Origin of the sequence: Sphingorhabdus sp. 109, assembly GCF_902506555.1 — a bacterium.
Lineage (GTDB): Bacteria > Pseudomonadota > Alphaproteobacteria > Sphingomonadales > Sphingomonadaceae > Parasphingorhabdus.
Genome location: NZ_LR732707.1, coordinates 1,884,048 through 1,900,674 on the forward strand (window position 1 = coordinate 1,884,048; position 16,627 = coordinate 1,900,674).

The 16,627-nt window shown below is 59.0% G+C and carries 15 protein-coding genes; 8 read left to right on the top strand and 7 right to left on the bottom strand.

Annotated elements, in window-relative coordinates; all coding sequences use genetic code 11:
• Window positions 1-3 precede the first annotated feature (3 nt).
• From BOSE62_RS08855 to BOSE62_RS08865, 3 genes are all read right to left on the bottom strand, one after another.
• On the bottom strand, window positions 4-636 hold the full coding sequence (locus BOSE62_RS08855; RefSeq protein ID WP_159644686.1) for a glutathione S-transferase family protein: 633 nt from the start codon (window positions 634-636) through the stop codon (window positions 4-6).
• A 395-nt stretch (window positions 637-1,031) separates the two neighbouring features.
• A complete protein-coding gene (locus BOSE62_RS08860; protein WP_159644704.1) occupies window positions 1,032-2,519 on the bottom strand; it encodes a SulP family inorganic anion transporter in 1,488 nt (495 codons plus the stop codon).
• Between the two features lie 369 nt (window positions 2,520-2,888).
• Window positions 2,889-3,572, bottom strand: a complete 684-nt coding sequence (locus BOSE62_RS08865) for a glutathione S-transferase family protein (protein WP_159644717.1) — start codon at window positions 3,570-3,572, stop codon at window positions 2,889-2,891.
• A gap of 80 nt (window positions 3,573-3,652) precedes the next feature.
• Between BOSE62_RS08865 and BOSE62_RS08870 the strand changes: the two genes are divergently transcribed.
• Window positions 3,653-5,062, top strand: coding sequence for an alkaline phosphatase PhoX (locus BOSE62_RS08870; RefSeq protein WP_159644726.1), 1,410 nt, complete (start codon window positions 3,653-3,655; stop codon window positions 5,060-5,062).
• Here the strand turns inward: BOSE62_RS08870 and BOSE62_RS08875 are convergent.
• The gene (locus BOSE62_RS08875; protein WP_159644736.1) at window positions 5,059-6,222 is read right to left on the bottom strand and encodes an isovaleryl-CoA dehydrogenase; all 1,164 of its coding nucleotides are present in this window, start codon (window positions 6,220-6,222) and stop codon (window positions 5,059-5,061) included. The genes BOSE62_RS08870 and BOSE62_RS08875 overlap by 4 nt on opposite strands.
• 196 nt (window positions 6,223-6,418) lie before the next feature.
• On the opposite strand from BOSE62_RS08875, the gene BOSE62_RS08880 reads away from it, so the two are divergent.
• Window positions 6,419-7,456: a quinone-dependent dihydroorotate dehydrogenase gene (locus tag BOSE62_RS08880; RefSeq protein ID WP_159644741.1), complete on the top strand. Its 1,038-nt coding sequence runs from the start codon at window positions 6,419-6,421 to the stop codon at window positions 7,454-7,456.
• Between the two features lie 14 nt (window positions 7,457-7,470).
• Here the strand turns inward: BOSE62_RS08880 and ggt are convergent, their stop codons facing one another.
• Window positions 7,471-9,207 carry a gamma-glutamyltransferase gene (ggt, locus tag BOSE62_RS08885; RefSeq protein ID WP_159647981.1) on the bottom strand — a complete coding sequence of 579 codons (1,737 nt, stop codon included), beginning with the start codon at window positions 9,205-9,207 and terminating at the stop codon, window positions 7,471-7,473.
• A 245-nt stretch (window positions 9,208-9,452) separates the two neighbouring features.
• On the opposite strand from ggt, the gene BOSE62_RS08890 reads away from it, so the two are divergent.
• The 6 genes from BOSE62_RS08890 to BOSE62_RS08915 all read left to right on the top strand — a co-directional run bounded on the left by BOSE62_RS08890 (window position 9,453) and on the right by BOSE62_RS08915 (window position 15,199).
• A complete protein-coding gene (locus BOSE62_RS08890; RefSeq protein ID WP_159647982.1) occupies window positions 9,453-11,210 on the top strand; it encodes an AMP-dependent synthetase/ligase in 1,758 nt (585 codons plus the stop codon).
• Window positions 11,211-11,363: 153 nt separating this feature from the next.
• Window positions 11,364-12,056: a hypothetical protein gene (locus BOSE62_RS08895; protein ID WP_159644744.1), complete on the top strand. Its 693-nt coding sequence runs from the start codon at window positions 11,364-11,366 to the stop codon at window positions 12,054-12,056.
• Window positions 12,057-12,058: 2 nt separating this feature from the next.
• On the top strand, window positions 12,059-13,090 hold the full coding sequence (locus BOSE62_RS08900; protein WP_159644747.1) for a sensor histidine kinase: 1,032 nt from the start codon (window positions 12,059-12,061) through the stop codon (window positions 13,088-13,090).
• Between the two features lie 174 nt (window positions 13,091-13,264).
• Window positions 13,265-14,131, top strand: a complete 867-nt coding sequence (locus BOSE62_RS08905; RefSeq protein ID WP_236553947.1) for an extensin-like domain-containing protein — start codon at window positions 13,265-13,267, stop codon at window positions 14,129-14,131.
• Window positions 14,132-14,160: 29 nt separating this feature from the next.
• Entirely contained in the window at window positions 14,161-14,511 is a 351-nt protein-coding gene (locus BOSE62_RS08910; protein ID WP_159644755.1) for an antibiotic biosynthesis monooxygenase family protein, read from the top strand.
• Window positions 14,512-14,578: 67 nt separating this feature from the next.
• Window positions 14,579-15,199 carry a hypothetical protein gene (locus BOSE62_RS08915; RefSeq protein ID WP_159644758.1) on the top strand — a complete coding sequence of 207 codons (621 nt, stop codon included), beginning with the start codon at window positions 14,579-14,581 and terminating at the stop codon, window positions 15,197-15,199.
• A gap of 94 nt (window positions 15,200-15,293) precedes the next feature.
• Here the strand turns inward: BOSE62_RS08915 and BOSE62_RS08920 are convergent, their stop codons facing one another.
• Window positions 15,294-15,716, bottom strand: a complete 423-nt coding sequence (locus BOSE62_RS08920; protein ID WP_159644766.1) for a hypothetical protein — start codon at window positions 15,714-15,716, stop codon at window positions 15,294-15,296.
• A gap of 81 nt (window positions 15,717-15,797) precedes the next feature.
• Window positions 15,798-16,520, bottom strand: coding sequence for a hydroxyacylglutathione hydrolase (gloB, locus tag BOSE62_RS08925; protein ID WP_159644793.1), 723 nt, complete (start codon window positions 16,518-16,520; stop codon window positions 15,798-15,800).
• Window positions 16,521-16,627 lie beyond the last annotated feature (107 nt).

Here is a 16,627-nt window from a genome sequence, read left to right on the forward strand (position 1 = left end):
GATTCAGCTGGGCCGGGTCATCAGTACCGGACCGCCCAGCTCCACCGTCTTCCGATAACCGGGCCGCGCGACCAGCGCTTCGAAATAGCGTTTGCAATTGGGACGGCTGTCGAGCTGTCCCATCGCGGCCCGGCCTTCGAGCATGTAATGCAGATTGATATCCGCGCCGGTGAACTTGTCGGCGACGAGAAAATCCTTGCCCTCCAGCTCGGCCTCGACATGATCGAGCAGATTTTTCACTTCGGCGTTCAGAAATCCGCCCATCACATCAGGCAGGCCGCCGAGCATCGGCGCAATCCCGGTGATGATGAAACTCATGCCCATCGTGCCCTCGGCAAAATGCAGCCATTCGAGATATTTCGCCCGTTCGGGATGGTCGACTGCTACGCCGAGCGCGCCATCGCTGTGCCGCTCGACCAGATATTCGAGGATCGCGCCGGATTCGACCATCACATGGCCATCGACTTCCACCGTCGGCGCCTTGGCGAGGCGGTGCACATCAGCGAGTGCTGCCGGCGAGCGCCGGGTTTTGGGATCGCGGGCATAGCGGACCATCTCATATTCGATCCCGCCCTCTTCGCAGAGCCAGATGATACGCGACGAGCGCGAGGTTTCGAGATGGTGCAGCTTGATCATGGAGTTCTCCTTTGCCGGCACCTATACCGTTCGTCCTGGGCTTGTCGAAGGACAATTTGCTAGTGCTCATCGTGCTTCGACGGGCTCAGCATAAATGAAGTTTTGTGCTCCGCATCAGGTGCGGAGCACAGACCGCATAGCCGGCCGTCCCTGTTCCCTGCCGAAGGGCAGGGTCCAGAATGTTCCTGCGCAATCGTCTGAGCTCCGGCCTACGCCGGAGCCCATCAATGTTCGCAGAGAACCGTGCCCCTGCGCAGGCAGGGGCCCATCTCTGCTGTTGCGGTGAAAGGGCAGGAAACGTTTATGCGCTAAACTCAGGTCTGGTAGCACACCCGGCACTGGGCTTGCCGCACCTTCTCTAGATGGGCCCCTGCCTCCGCAGGGGCACAACAGACCTAATGCCCGACCACACCCAGACTCTCGAACGGCTTGTCATTCTCGCTGTATTTCTCGACCAGCGTCGCGCTGGCCTGGTTCATGCCGATCAGTTCGACGGTCTTGCCCTCGTTTTTCAGCCGGTCGACAATCTTGTCGAGCATGCCAGTGGCGCTGATATCCCAGAAATGGGCGTCGTGAACATCGATGATGACCTTGTCGATGCCTTCCTCGTTAAACTCCATCGCTTCGTACAGCATGTCGACCGAGCCGAAAAAAATCTGGCCGCCGAAGACATAGCGATGAGTCGTAACCTCGACGAAATCCTGGATCGTGACCAGTTGGCGGACTTTCCAGGCGAAGAAAATGCCGGACAGCAGCACGCCGGTCAGGACGCCGATCGACAGATCATGGGTTGCCACGACCATGACGACCGTTGCGATCATCACGACGTTGGAAGGCCAGGGATGGTGGGTAATCTCGGTAAAGCTTTTCCAGCGGAAGGTGCTGATCGAGACAAAGATCATCACCGCAACCAGCGCCGGCATCGGGATTTGGCCAACCCACTGGCCCAGCCCGACGATAAGAATCAGCAGCATGACACCGGCGACAAAGGTCGACAGCCTCCGCCGGCCGCCCGACTTGATATTGATTACCGACTGTCCGATCATCGCGCAACCGCCCATGCCCCCGATCCAGCCGGTGACGAAATTGGCGATGCCCTGGCCATAGGTTTCGCGTCGCTTGTCGCTGCGGGTTTCGGTCATGTCGTCGACGATCGACGCCGTCAGCAACGATTCAAGCAGGCCGACCGCCGCCATCGCCAGCGAATAGGGCGCGATGATCTGCAGCGTTTCCCAAGTGATCGGCACTTGCGGGATATGTAGCCACGGCAGGCTGTCGGGCAGTTCGCCCATATCGCCGACGGTGAACACATCGGCCCGGAAATACATGCTGACCGCGGCCAGCACAATGATCGCCGCGAGCGGTGATGGCACCAAAGTGGTAATCTTCGGCAGGCCGTAGATGATCGCCAGCCCGACGGCGATCATCGCATAGGTCTGCCAGGTGAAGGCCTCGCCGGTCATCTGCGGAATCTGTGCCATGAAGATCAGGATCGCCAGCGCATTGACAAAGCCGGTAATCACCGAGCGCGAGACAAACCGCATCAGCAGGTCGAGCCGCAGCAGCGCGGCAATTGCCTGAAAAATCCCCATTAATATCGTCGCGGCGAAGAGATATTCGACGCCATGGTCGCGGACCAGCGGCACCACCAGCACCGCCACCGCGGCGGTTGCTGCGCTGATCATACCCGGCCGCCCGCCAACCAGCGAAATGATCACCGCGATCGAGAAACTGGCATAAAGCCCCACCCGCGGATCAACCCCGGCAATAATCGCGAAGCCGATGGCTTCGGGGATCAGCGCCAGCGCGACGACAAGACCGGCGAGAAATTCGGTCTTGGGATTGGACAGCCAGTCGCGCTGAAAATCGCTGTGAATTGCCATGGGCAGGCTCCATCGGTTGAGAAAATGCTGCGCCGCATCATTGGAAAGACGTGCCTTTGCCGGAAGGGCAGGATTCAGTCAAGTTTAGCAGAATGCGCTACCCCTGAATACAAAGCTTGTGAAAGGTGCTGCGCACTTGATGCGGAGCTTTGGAGGCAAAAGCTTGCGTTGCGAAGGCACGGTTCCCGAACTGATGCGAAGCACAACCACACCACCCGCCCATCCTGTTCCCCTGCGCAGGCGGGGGTCCATCACTGCATATCCGTCTGAAGGGCAAGCGAGAATTCCGCGAAATGGCCGGTCTGGGAGCAAACCATCCATTCCGTGCACCGCAATTTTTCGAGATGGACCCCGGCCTCCGCCGGGGCACTAGCTCAGCCTATAATCCGCCGTTACCGTAGCTACCGCAGCGATCTCCTCTTCATGGGCAATTTCACGCTGCGGCTCGGCCAGCGCCTGCCGCTCCCAGTCCTGCATCGCCGGATGGGCGATGATATGGTCAACCCACGTCCGCCCCTTTTCGCCGATGTCGAGATCGAAGCTGCGCACGCGATAGGCCACCGGGGCGTAAAAGGCATCGACGATCGTGAACCGGTCACCGGCCAGCCATGGCCCGCCAAAGTCCTCCCGCCCCTGCGCGAACAGTTCCCCGATCCGGTCGAGATTGCGTTGCAGTGCGGGTTCGACCGCGTGCAACCGTGCCCGCACGCCGACATTCATCGGACAGATATTGCGTAGCGGTGCAAAGCCGCCGTGCATTTCTGCCGTCGCGCAGCGCGCCCATGTCCGCGCCTTTTGGTCTTCCGGCCAGCAGCCAGGATGCCGCTCCGCCAGATATTCCATGATGGCCAGCGAATCCCAGACGGTTTGACCATCGTCTTTCAGACAGGGCACCTGCGCATTGGGCGCGAAGGCCCGAAACCGGTCATAATTATCTTCTTCGAAATGGATGATCTCGTCCGCAAACGGGATATCCAGCGTCTTCATCAGGACCCATGGCCGCAGCGACCAGCTGGAATAGTTGCGGTTGGCGGTGATCAGCGTGTAGGTCATAAATCTGTTTTCTTTGGTCTGTAAGGGCCAGCTTCATTCGCACCAAGCCATGCTAGCACCGACAACGGGAAGATTGAACGATGACTTTATCCAGAAGAGATTTTATCCGCTCCGCCCAGGCCGTAGGCTTATTTTATGCCTCCGTCTCGCTGGCCGGTTGCGCCCGCGCGCACAGCGCCAATCGCGCGTTCCCTCTCCTGCCCGATCCGGCCAAACGGCTCGATCTGCCGGAGGGCTTTTCCTATACGTTGATCAGTGAGGCGGGCGGCATGATGTCCGACGGCTTTTACCGTCCCGGCCGCCCCGATGGCATGGCCTGTTTTGCCCATCCCGATGACAGCGACAAATGCATATTGATGCGCAACCACGAGAATTGGAACAGCGTCCCCGTCGGCAGCCCGTTCGGCAAGAACAATGAGCTGCTGGACCGGGTGTCGGACAGCCAGCTCTATGACCGCAAGAAAGACGGATCGCCTTTTTTCGGCGGTGTCACCAAGCTCGTCTATGACCTGAAACACAAAAGGATGGAGCGGGATTTTCTGGTGCTGACCGGCACCGCGGCCAATTGCGCCGGCGGTCCGACCCCGTGGGGCAGCTGGCTCAGTTGCGAAGAGGAAATGCTCAAGCCGGAAGAGGGACCGGGCAAATATCACGGCTTTGTCTTCGAGACCCCTTCCAGCGCCACCGGCCTGATCGACGCGATCCCGCTGAAGGCCATGGGCCGGTTCGCGCATGAAGCCGCTTCGGTCGACCCCAAAACCGGCATAATCTATATGACCGAAGACGCGCGCGACGGGCTGTTCTACCGATTCATTCCCAATGTACGTGGCGAGTTGCAGGAAGGCGGGCGCCTGCAGGCGCTGGCGCTCACCAACCGGAAATCCGCCGTCACATCCAACTGGCCCGAGGACTGGGGCGGCAACGCCAAAGAACCCTTTGCCGTCGGCCAGGACTATGTGGTCGAGTGGATCGATCTGGATGATGTCGAGGCGCCGGACGGCGATCTGGCGCAGCGCGGCCATGCCGCCGGCGCGGCCCGTTTCATGCGCGGCGAAGGGCTGGACTATGCGCTGCGCACCGATGGCACGACGGGCGACTTCTATTTCACCTGCACCGAAGGCGGCGCGCAACGCGTCGGCCAGATCTGGCGCTATACGCCCGACCAGAACCCGGACAGCGAACCGGAAGCGGGCGGTTCGCTACAGCTATTCTACGAATCCACCAACGCCGATTCCCTCGACATGTGCGACAATCTGGTGGTCGCCCCCTGGAACGACATCATCCTGTGCGAAGACGGGCGCGGCGACCAATATCTGCGCGGCCTCACGCCCGACGGCAAAATCTACGACATCGCCCGCAACGCGCACAAGGATCGCAGCGAATTCTGCGGCGCGTGCTTCTCGCCCGACGGCACGACTTTGTTCGTCAATATCCAGCAGCCCGGTTATACGGTGGCAATCACCGGCCCGTGGGAGACGTTGCGAGTTTAGCCGCCCCCTATCAATTCCCGTCCGATCAGCATCCGGCGGATTTCATTCGTACCCGCGCCGATATCGAGCAGCTTGCTGTCGCGCCAATAGCGCTCGACCGGCCAGTCGGTGGTGTAACCCGCACCGCCTAGCGCCTGCACTGATTCCTCGGCCACCCGCACGCTGTTCTCGCTCGCCAGCATCACCGCGCCCGCTGCATCAAAGCGCGTGGTCTGTCCGGCATCGCAGGCTTTGTTGACATTATAGACATAGCTGCGCGCGCTGTTGAGGCGGACATACATGTCGGCAATCTTGCCCTGCATCAGCTGGAAACTGCCAATCGGCTTGCCGAACTGCTTGCGTTCGCGGACATAGGGGATGACCGTGTCGATGCAGGCCTGCATCAGACCGAGCGGGATCGCGGCCAGCACCGCGCGTTCGTAATCTAGACCGGACATCAGCACGCCAACACCACCGTTGAGCGGCCCCATGACATTTTCCTCCGGCACTTCGCAATCATCGAACACCAGTTCCGCCGTCGGGCTGCCCTTCATCCCGACTTTCTCGATCTTCTGGCCGATGGAGAAACCCTTCATACCCTTTTCGATCAGGAAAGCGGTGATCCCGCCCGAGCCCGCATCGGGGCGGGTCTTGGCATAGACGACAAGCGTGTCGGCACAGGTGCTGTTGGTGATCCAGAATTTCGTACCGTTTAGAATATAACCGCCCTGCACCGCGTCGGCTTTCAGTTTCATCGACACCACATCGCTGCCCGCTCCGGCTTCCGACATCGCCAGTGATCCGACATGTTCGCCCGAGATCAGCTTGGGCAGATATTTGGCTTTCTGTTCAGGCGAAGCCCAGCGGCGGATCTGGTTGACGCACAGATTGCTGTGCGCGCCATAGCTGAGGCCGAGAGCGGCGCTGCCGCGACTGACTTCCTCGACCGCGATCGCATGTTCCAGATAGCCGAGCCCGAGCCCGCCGTCTGCCTCGTCAACCGTAATCCCGTGCAGGCCGAGATCGCCCATCTGCTCCCACAGCTCGCGCGGGAACCAGTCCTCGCGGTCCATTTTCTGGGCCAGAGGCATGATCTTCTCTTCGGCAAAGCGGCGCGTGGTATCGCGGATCTGGTCCGCCATTTCGCCGAGCTGGAAATCAAATTGTGGCGTCGCAATCATGTTGAGTCCTCAATGTTTTTCTGCGAGCGGTTTAGCAGATAATATTCGGGTTTCCAGCTTAGTGTGCCCCTGCGAAGGCAGGGGGCCATCTCCTGCTATTGCGTGAAGAGCGCAGGTCGGGAGATGGATTCCCGCCTTCGCGGGAACACTGGGGTTTTGCGTTGCTCAATATTCCATCCAATGCCATAGCGCGGCCATGCTCTATAACCTTGCAAAGCCCTTCATCTTCGCGCTCGAAGCCGAACGCGCCCATGGCCTGACCATTGCCGGTCTCAAGACGGTCCCAATGGGCCCCGCGCCCAAATGCGATCCCGTTCTGGCAACCCGTGTCGCCGGGCTCGACTTCGTCAACCCGATCGGCATGGCTCCCGGCTTTGACAAAAATGGCGAAGTACCCGACGCGCTGATCCGCATGGGCTTTGGCTTTGCCGAGGTTGGCACGCTGACCCCGCTGCCGCAAGCCGGTAATCCCAAGCCGCGTATTTTCCGGCTGGTCGAGGACAAAGCCGTCATCAACCGGCTCGGCTTCAACAACAAGGGCCAGCAAGACTCCCTGCCCCGTCTCAAGAAGATGCGCGGGCGGATGGGCAAAGGCGTGCTCGGCATCAATATCGGCGCAAACAAGGACAGCACCGACCGGATTGCCGACTATGTCATCGGCGCGAAGAATATGGCACCGCTGGCCGATTATCTGACGGTCAATATCAGCTCGCCCAACACGCCGGGCCTGCGCGCATTGCAGGACAAGGGCGCGCTGGCGGAATTGCTCGCCGCTGTGATGGATGCGATGGGCGAGTTAAAAACACCGGTCTTCCTGAAGGTCGCGCCCGATCTCGAACCCGCCGATATTGACGATATTGTGGATGTCGCCATGAGCCAAAAGATTGCCGCGCTGATCATTTCCAACACCACCATCACCCGGCCCGATCTGAAATCCAGCAACCGGTCCGGGACCGGCGGCCTGTCGGGCGCGCCCCTCAAGGGCCTCGCGCTGCAACGCCTCAAGGATTTTCGCAAGGCCAGCGGCGGGAAAATCCCGTTGATCGGGGTCGGCGGCATTGCCACGGCGGAAGACGCCTATGAACGCATCCGCGCCGGCGCCTCGCTGGTCCAGCTCTACACCGCGATGATTTACGAAGGCCCGACCATCGCCGCGGCGATGAGCTGCCAGCTGGCGAAATTGCTCAAACAGGACGGCTTTGCCGATATCAGCGAAGCAGTCGGCACAGCATAAAGCCGGTTGTTACGCTATTCGCCGGTCCCCACCAGCACCACACCTTCCCGGCGCGGGTCGTAGCCGCCATCGACCCTGCCATCGCGGATGATCACGGCGTGCACGCCGCTGTCCTCACCCTGCCCCGGCTTCAGATCAATCCCGCGCGCGGCCAGCCCGTCAGCAACGCCCGGCGCGAACTTGTCCAGTTCCCCTCCAAATCTGGGACCCCGCGCCACCAGATTGGGCAGCGCCAGCGCTTCCTGCATCGACAGGTTCCAGTCGATCGCGCCAACCAGCGATTTCGCCACATAGGCAAGAATGCTGTTGCCGCCGGCCGATCCGATCGCACCCGCAAACTTGCCATCACGGTCGAGTATTATGGTCGGGGTCATCGACGAGCGCGGCCGCTTGCCCGGCGCCACTGCATTGGCAGCAGGACGCCCATCCTCGTCAACGGGGCTGAATGAGAAATCGGTAAGCTGGTTGTTGAGGAAGAAACCGTCGACCATCCGGCCGCTGCCAAAGATCGATTCGACCGTCGTCGTGATTGAAACCACATTGCCCTGGGCATCGCGGACGATGAAATGGGATGTCCCGGCGGGTTCCAATGTCTTATCCGGACCAGCCTGCACCGCACCGCGCGGCGTCCCGGCCTGGGGAGGAAAAGTCGCTGCACTCTCGCCAATCAGCGCCGCGCGCGAGGCGACATAGGCCGGTTCCAGCAGGCCCTTGACCGGGACCGATGCAAAAGCCGGATCACCGACATATTGATCGCGGTCCGCGTACATCAGCCGGCTCGCCTCGGCGAACAGGAACCAGGCCTGCGCGTCTTCCGGTCCGCGCGTGGCGATATCGGTTTTTTCCAGCATCGCCAGCAATTGCAACAGGGCCACTCCGCTCGACGGCGGTGGCGGCACGCAGACCAGATAGACGCGATAGGGGTTGCATAGCGCCTCGCGCCTGACCGGCTTGTAGCCGGCCAGATCGGCCATCGTCATCCGGCCTTCGAGCGGCGCGGCGCGAGTCTTGGCAACAATCTTTGCCGCCGTGGACCCGCGATACAGCGCTTCGGGCCCGTTGGCTGCCAGGCGCCTGACAAAGTCTGCATATTGAGGATTTTTCAGCCGGTCGCCGGTGGTCTTGCGCTCGCCATTGGCTTTGGCAAAATAGGCGGTCGCGTCGGGCGTGCCCAGTTGCGGAAAAGGCATTCCCAGAAAGCGTCCCAGCCGCGGGCTGATGATGAAGCCCTCCTCCGCTGTCCGCTCGGCCGCCGAAAACAGGCTGCTCCAGTCGAGCGCGCCATGGTCCTCATGCACCATCGCCAGCATCGCCACGGCCCCCGGCACGCCGGTCGCGCGACCGCTGGTGACTGCGTCGCGATAACCCAGCGGCTTGCCGTCCGGCCCCAGGAACATGGTTGGGCTGGCCTGTGCCGGTGCGGTTTCTCGGCCGTCATAAATGGTCAGCTTGCCCGTCGCGCCGTCCAGATAGGTCAGGAACGCGCCGCCACCAAGCCCGGAGCTTTGTGGTTCGACCAGCGACAACATCGCCTGCACGGCGATCGCCGCATCTATGGCGCTGCCGCCACGTTTCAGAACATCCTGTCCCGCTTTGGCCGCCAGCGGATTGGCAGCAATAACGAATGGCTCGTCCTGCTGCGTTGCGGAAGCGGCTGACGCCGGATTAATGGCGGGTTCAATTTGCCCGGTCTGGGCACAGGAAGCGGTGAGAAGCGCTGCCGCAGCAGCGATAAGACGGGACATTTTCATATAGGCTGAAGCTATAGACCAGGTGCAACGGCCCTGTCCATTGGCAGTGACGGCGCTGGCACCGGCCGGCATCTCGGCAACAGATTTCACCTAAAGAATTGCCCAGCGGTTTCAACCGCGCTAGTCCTTGTTCTATGATCCAAGCCCGGAACCAAGCCGGAGCGTGAGAGAGGAATTGTTGCGTGGGCCAGAAAAAGCCGAAAAACCGTTATCTGGGAATCGACCAATATCAGAATCTGGTATCGATGTTCTTCGACCGCGCCAGTCAGGGCGGTGACAAGCCGTTTCTGCACGCCAAGAAAGACGGCGCGTGGCAGGCGACCAGCTGGAACGAAGCGGCACGGCAGGTTGCGGCGCTGGCGAAATCGCTGAAGCGGATCGGCCTGAAAAAGGGCGACCGGGTGATGCTGGTCTCCGAGAACCGACCGGAATGGTGTATCGCCGATCTCGGCATCATGGCGGCCGGCTGCATCACCGTGCCGACCTACACCACCAACACCCCGGCCGATCACCAGCATATTCTCGATAACAGCGGCGCCCATGCGGTGATCGTCTCCGACATCAAGCTGGCGAAAAACCTGCTGCCGTCGGTGATCAGCTCTGCCGACGCCAATATCATCATCGGCATCACCGACCTGCGCATCGGCCAGTCCGGCGATTTCGACCTCTACAGCTGGGACAAGCTGGTCCAGGGCAGCGACGCGGATGTCGCCGAAGTGACCGAGCAGGTCGCCAGCATCACCCGCGACGAGACCGCCTGCATCATCTACACCAGCGGCACCGGCGGCAAACCGCGCGGCGTGATGCAGCATCATGGCGCGATATTGCACAATACCAAGGGACCCGCAGAGGTGATCGAAAGCGATTTCGGCTGGGACGACGAGGTCTTCCTGTCCTTCCTGCCGCTCAGCCACGCCTATGAACATAGCGCCGGCCAGTTTTTCCCGATCGGCCTCGGCGCGCAGATTTTCTATTCCGAGGGGCTCGAAAAGCTCGCCTCCAATATCGAGGAAGTCCGCCCGACGATCATGGTCGTCGTCCCGCGCCTGTTCGAAGTGCTGCGCGCCCGGCTGATCAAGACGGTCGAGAAACAGGGCAAGATGCCCAATTATCTGCTCGGCAAGGCGCTCGCCATCGGCCATCGCGAGGCCGAAGGCAAGCGTCGCAAGCGCGACAAGCTGATGGATGCTTTTCTCGACAAGACGCTGCGCCCCAAGGTGCAGCAACGCTTCGGCGGACGGATCAAGGCCATGGTCTCCGGCGGCGCCCCGCTCAACCCGGAAATCGGCGTCTTCTTCCAGTCGCTCGGCCTGACCATGTTGCAGGGCTATGGCCAGACCGAATCCGGCCCGATCATCGCCTGCAACCGCCCGCGCACCGGCCTGAAGATGGACACGGTCGGCCCGCCGATGATCGACACCGAGGTGAAGATCGCCGAAGACGGCGAAATCCTGGTCCGCGGCGAGCTGGTCATGCACGGCTATTGGCGCAACCAGGAAGAAACCGACAAGGTGCTCAAGGACGGCTGGCTGCACACCGGCGACATCGGCCATATCGACGAGGCCGGACGGGTCGCGATCACCGACCGCAAGAAGGACCTGATCGTCAACGACAAGGGCGACAATATCGCCCCGCAAAAGGTCGAGGGCATGCTCACCATCCAGCCGGAAATCCTGCAGGCGATGATCAGCGGCGACAAGAAACCCTATATGGTCGGCCTGATCGTCCCGGACCCCGAATGGGCGCTCGAATGGTCGCGCGAACAAGGCATGGCCTATGATTTCATCAAGCTGCAGGCCAACCCGGCGTTCAAGTCCGCGGTGCGCGAAGCGGTCGACCGGGTCAACAAGGACCTCTCCGTCATCGAAAAAGTCCGCCGCTTCGAATTCGCCGACGAGCCGTTCGCGATCGAAAATGAGGAGCTGACCCCTAGCATGAAAATCCGGCGGCATGTGATTAGGGAGCGCTATCAGGAGCGGATGGACGGGTTGTATAAGAAGTAGTGGTTGGGAAGAACGGCTGCGTACTCGATTATAGAAACTTCGAATTGTCACGATAGTACCCATCGGATGGAATACGGCTACCGCTCGCGGTTTAGACCAGCTATCAGTCACCATCAAATTGCGGGATTCGCTATCAAATAGTTGAAGCAATAAATGCTTGAAAAGTTTAAGAGCTATCGAACTTTAGCGACTCTTCGAAACAGCAATGCGATTAACTCATTCAAAGATTCGGATGAAGCTCGGCGAAAAAAAGTTTCGATCGGCGTCATTGACGATAAGACATTCGAAGCCAAACAAAATCTTGAGAATTTGGGTTATAACATAACATTTCTCAGCGATCCGCAACGGCTGAATGTAGTCGTTCCACACCATATTATATTGTGTGATCTCCAAGGGGTTGGCCAGCAACTGGACACCAAAAAGCAAGGGGCATTCATTATCGGCGAAATAAAAAAGAATTATCCTGAAAAATTTGTTGTAGCGTATACTGGCGGAACTCTTGATCATCAGGTTGCAAGAGAAGCAATGGATCGAGCGGATTCGTTTCAGAGGAAAGATGCCAACATTGAAGAATGGCGCGACAAACTGGACGATATGATACAGCGTTTGTTGGACCCAGTGGAAGTTTGGAAAAGACAAAGAATTGCACTTGCAAACACGGATGCTGATACCCTTGATATACTAAAGCTAGAAGACGCTTATGTAACCTCAGTATTGAGAAAAGATCACAGTACAGGATCTGCTTTCAATTCAGCTGTTAACTCGAGTGCTATCAAGGGAGATGCCCGAGCAGTTGTGACGTCCCTGATAGCCTCAGGTCTTTTTAAAATTATGGTTGGATCATAAGTTTGGCAGCAATCCCATTAATTTTTATCACCGAAGATGGAAACGAGACTCAAAGAGGCACTCTCTTTGATTGTCCAGCGGAGTTTTTCACCACTGCACAGATGAAATTTTACGAAAGCTGCCCGACTAAATGGTGCATTTGCCCACTCGGCTATGGTGTATATTCTCAGTTTGATTCAATGGGACGAAAAATAGTTGTTCCTGGAATCTATTTGCTCGGCGAAAAAGCACCGCGTCGGAAATTTCCAGACTATCCATTGAAATTTCGCAAAGAGCAAATTGAAAAATTTCTTTCGCCACATCTGCAGATCGCTGACGATATCCAAAAAGCGAGGGACAGGGAATTTGCAACGCTAACTCATGATCTCCGCGCAATTTCCACGGAAATTTATAATGCTGCTTATGGGGCACAAACTCACTTGACCAGCGAAAGGTTAGGAGGCGTTGAAACACTATTGAATACCGTGATTGCGGCACAGCAGATGATGTCCCTTCGTTTGGATATCATCGATTATGCTAGCGGCGTTTTGACCAACCAACCTAGTGAATGGATTCCTGTTTATAAGAAAACTGACAAAGTATACAGGTGCTTTAAAATTCGTGCCGAAAAAGATGAAGTAAAAATTTTCCTTAACGGTTATTCGCACGATACTACTTACGGCCCACCTATATTTGAGTTAATTCCCTTTGTCATTGTAGAAAATGCGCTAAAATACGCTCCCAAAAATAGCGCAATCAACATCGAAATAGGCGAGGGAGAAGAACACATTTGGATACACTTTCAATCAGTCGGTCCAAAGATACTTCCCAATGAAATCGGGAGAATTTTCGATAAAGATTTCCGAGGTGTCGCGGCAGAAAATTCACAGAAAACCGGATCAGGGATTGGATTGTACGCTGCCAGAACCTTGCTAGAACAATTTTTCGGTGGGACAATTGTCGCTACCCAAGAAGACGAAGTCTTACCGAATTTTGGGACGGATTACTATTCTACGATGTTTTCAATTTCTGTTCCGAAAGTTTCTCGTGACTAGGGGCTTTCATTGCAGCCATAGAAGCTACAATCTCCGACACCTCTCTTCGATAGTGTGGGCAGACTTAATCCGCGCTGGGTGAGGGTTCAACGCATATATTTCGCGGCTTCTCGCGAGATCGACGGCGCGCGGTCGTCGGCCAGTAGCAAAGGGAACTTTTTCGGGGCGCGCTGGTTGACTGGATATGCAAAACGCACGGAAAAACAGTCACGATATTGCGCGGCTCCCCGCGCGGGCGCGCCAGAAGCGGGCCGGCAAGGCGAGCGCGATCGGGTTTTTCGCGCGGCGCAAGCCCGGTTGCCTCCAGCGACCAGCGCCAGCGCAAAAGGATTGGTGACCATCTCGTTCCGGACGATCCTGCTGGTGGTCTTTCTGGCGCTCGCTCTACGTGGCTATGAATGGATCCGGCACGATCACCGGATGCCGTGGACGCCGCTGTCGCTGGCCGCGCCGGTCGGGCCGTTTACCACCCGCAAGATTGACGCGCTCGCCGACGATACGCCGCAGTGTCACGGCCTGCTCGAAGCTGCAGCGATAGGCTATTCGCCCCTGCCGCCGGTCAGCGCCAGTCCGCAATGCGGCTATGACAATGGCGTCACGCTCACCCGGGACCAGCCGCAGGCGATCGCCTATAGCCCCGCCGCCAAGACCAGCTGTCCGATGGCGGTCAGCCTTGTGCTGTGGGAAAAGCAGGTCGTGGCCGCCGCCGCGCGTCAACATCTTGGCAGCACGGTCGAGGCGATCACGACCTATGGCAGTTACAGCTGCCGGCGGATCGGCGGCGGGCAGACGGGCGCTTACAGCGAGCATGCCACGGCCAATGCGATCGACATCGCCGCCTTCCGCCTCGTCGACGGGCGCACGGTCTCGGTCGCCGGCCACTGGGACGCGGATGACGAGCGGTCGCGCTTCCTGAAAGAGGTGCGCGACGGCGCCTGCGAGATTTTCGGGACGACTCTGTCGCCGGATTATAACAAGGCCCACGCCGACCATCTGCATTTCGACCAGGCCCGGCGCGGCGGCTATCAATATTGCCGTTAGCGAACGGCAGTCACAGAGGAGAAAGACCGATGTTTGTTGCAGCTTATTGGTGGAAGGTCCATCCGGGCAAGGAGGAACAGTTCCGGGCAGCCTGGCGGCGCGGAACCCGGCTGATCCGGGAGAAATATGGCAGCCTCGGCTCCCGCCTGCACCGCGACCAGAACGGCCGCTTTATCGGCGTAGCCGAATGGCCGGACGAAGCCACGTGGCAAAAGGCCTTTGACGCCAAAATGATCTATGACGATCCGGAAACGCGACAGGCATTTGTCGATGCGGTCGCCGATACCGCCGACGAGCCGTTGCTGCTGATGCATGTTACCGACGATCTGCTCGATCACAGCGCGCCGGCCGCTCATTCTGCTGCTGGCACCACTAGGTAGCTATACGGATTGGCCCTCCCGCCGAAACCGGTGAAATATCGCGGCGGGTCAACAGGAGGATCTACCGGTGAACAGCAAGGCAAGCGCCATCGTCGATCGCATCCGCGGGCTTGAAGCGGAGCTTGAAATGCGGATCGCCGAAGAACGGGCCGAGATGGGCGAGCGGCTGGACAAGGGCCGGGCGGAACTCGACCGCGATCTCGAGGCGATGCACCGGTCGCTGCGTGTCGGTGTGCTGCGCTATATATCCGAGGCGCAACTGTCCGTGATCCTGACAGCGCCGGTCATCTATGCGCTGCTGCTGCCCTTTGCCTTTCTCGACCTGTCGGTCTCCATCTATCAGGCGATCTGTTTTCGCGCTTACGGGATCGAACGGGTCCGGCGGCGCGATTATATCGTCTATGACCGCGGGAAATTATCCTATCTGAACGCGATCGAGAAGATCAACTGCACCTATTGCAGCTATGCCAATGGCGTCATCGCCTATGTCCGGGAGGTCGCCGGACGCACCGAGCAATATTGGTGCCCGATCAAACATGCGCTGAAGGTCGGCGGCCAGCACAAGCGGCAGCGCCTGTTCGAGGAATATGGCGACGGCGCGGACTATCGCCAGCGTCTGACCAGACATCGCGATGCGCTGAAAACGGACGAAAAGGCGGAGAGACGGGACAAGGACCCCGGACTATGAACCGGCCGCCACTCCCCGGTCGGAAGCGGCAGGCCGCGCCAGCCACGGCCCTGCCTTCGCGCCATCCCGTTTCCGATATGGCATCCGCGGCTGGCTATTTTGAACCGACCGAGAGATCCTTGGTATAGGGCACGAAATCCCCGAAGGTGCAGCTGCCCATGGTCGCGCCGCTCATATTGTCGATCAGTTGGATGATCTCTCCCGAGCAGAGCGAGCCGGTTGTACGCCGGTAGGACATTATATAGCGGTCCGCACCAGAACATCCGCCGGGCGGCTTGTTGATATAAATGGTCTTGGCATTGCGGCGCGACGCGAAGATCAGGATATCGTCGCTGATCACCGTCATTTTGCGCTGGTCATTCCGGTCGATGCAGGATTGTGCCTTGCGCGGGCTCCGCCCTTCAAGCTGCTTGTCGAGCTTTGCCTGCTGCTTTTCCGTAAGTTCGATCGTTTCGCCGCCACTGGCGGGCGCGGCAAGCAGCACCGCCGCAGGAAAGGCTAAAAGCAATTTTTTCATAATCCATCTCCCGTTATCGATCCCCATCGACGCACATTATATCTACCTTCCGGCTGAACCGGGGCTGAAACGGACGGGGATTCAGAAATTATCCTTGGCCGTCCGCCGCGCGCCCAGCTCCTCGGCCGAGGCCGCCCGCATGAACGGGTTGGTGGCGCGTTCCTGCCGGATCGTCGTCGGCACCGTCGCCTCGCCCCGCGCGCGCAGGGTCAACACCTCGGCCATCCGTTCTTTCAGCGCAAGATTGTCGGGTTCCGCAACCAGCGCATATTCGCCATTGGCCTGGGTATATTCATGCGCGCAATAGATTTTGGTGGCTTCCGGGAGCGCCTCAAGCTTGCGCATATTGTCATACATCTGTTCGGCCGTGCCTTCGAACAATCGCCCGCAGCCCATCGCGAACAATGTATCGCCGACGAAGGCGACCTTCTCTGACGGGATATGAAAGGCAATATGACCGGCAGTATGGGCCGGCACGTCGATCACCTCGGCGGTCACATCACCCAGTTGCACCGTGTCGCCTTCCTTCACCTTTACGTCGAGGGTCGGGATTCGTTCCTGCTCCGCTTGCGGGCCGGTAATCCGGCAGCCGGTCGCTTCCTTGATCGCGGCATTGCCGCCGGTGTGATCGGGATGCCAGTGGGTGTTCCAGATCTGGGTGATTTTCCAGCCGTGCTTTTCCGCCTCGGCCAGCACCGGTTCTGCGACCGCCGGGTCGACCACCATTGTCTCCCGCGATTCCGGTTCGTGGACCAGCCAGACATAATTGTCGGACAATACGGGGATTCTGATAATCTCAAGCATGGCGTCAAATTACTCCGCAAATTTTATCCTGTCGATATTTAACCGCAAAATAAGAGTTTTAACCTAATCGAACGGGCTCTGCAGCAGTGATTTTGGGAAGGGGCGTG

Excerpts from the sequence above, each read along its gene's own strand:
- BOSE62_RS08855 (WP_159644686.1), bottom strand. The coding sequence starts at position 636 with ATGATCAAGCTGCACCATCTCGAAACCTCGCGCTCGTCGCGTATCATC.
- BOSE62_RS08860 (WP_159644704.1), bottom strand. The coding sequence starts at position 2,519 with ATGGCAATTCACAGCGATTTTCAGCGCGACTGGCTGTCCAATCCCAAG.
- BOSE62_RS08865 (WP_159644717.1), bottom strand. The coding sequence starts at position 3,572 with ATGACCTACACGCTGATCACCGCCAACCGCAACTATTCCAGCTGGTCG.
- BOSE62_RS08870 (WP_159644726.1), top strand. The coding sequence starts at position 3,653 with ATGACTTTATCCAGAAGAGATTTTATCCGCTCCGCCCAGGCCGTAGGC.
- BOSE62_RS08875 (WP_159644736.1), bottom strand. The coding sequence starts at position 6,222 with ATGATTGCGACGCCACAATTTGATTTCCAGCTCGGCGAAATGGCGGAC.
- BOSE62_RS08880 (WP_159644741.1), top strand. The coding sequence starts at position 6,419 with ATGCTCTATAACCTTGCAAAGCCCTTCATCTTCGCGCTCGAAGCCGAA.
- ggt (WP_159647981.1), bottom strand. The coding sequence starts at position 9,207 with ATGAAAATGTCCCGTCTTATCGCTGCTGCGGCAGCGCTTCTCACCGCT.
- BOSE62_RS08890 (WP_159647982.1), top strand. The coding sequence starts at position 9,453 with ATGTTCTTCGACCGCGCCAGTCAGGGCGGTGACAAGCCGTTTCTGCAC.
- BOSE62_RS08895 (WP_159644744.1), top strand. The coding sequence starts at position 11,364 with ATGCTTGAAAAGTTTAAGAGCTATCGAACTTTAGCGACTCTTCGAAAC.
- BOSE62_RS08910 (WP_159644755.1), top strand. The coding sequence starts at position 14,161 with ATGTTTGTTGCAGCTTATTGGTGGAAGGTCCATCCGGGCAAGGAGGAA.
- BOSE62_RS08920 (WP_159644766.1), bottom strand. The coding sequence starts at position 15,716 with ATGAAAAAATTGCTTTTAGCCTTTCCTGCGGCGGTGCTGCTTGCCGCG.
- gloB (WP_159644793.1), bottom strand. The coding sequence starts at position 16,520 with ATGCTTGAGATTATCAGAATCCCCGTATTGTCCGACAATTATGTCTGG.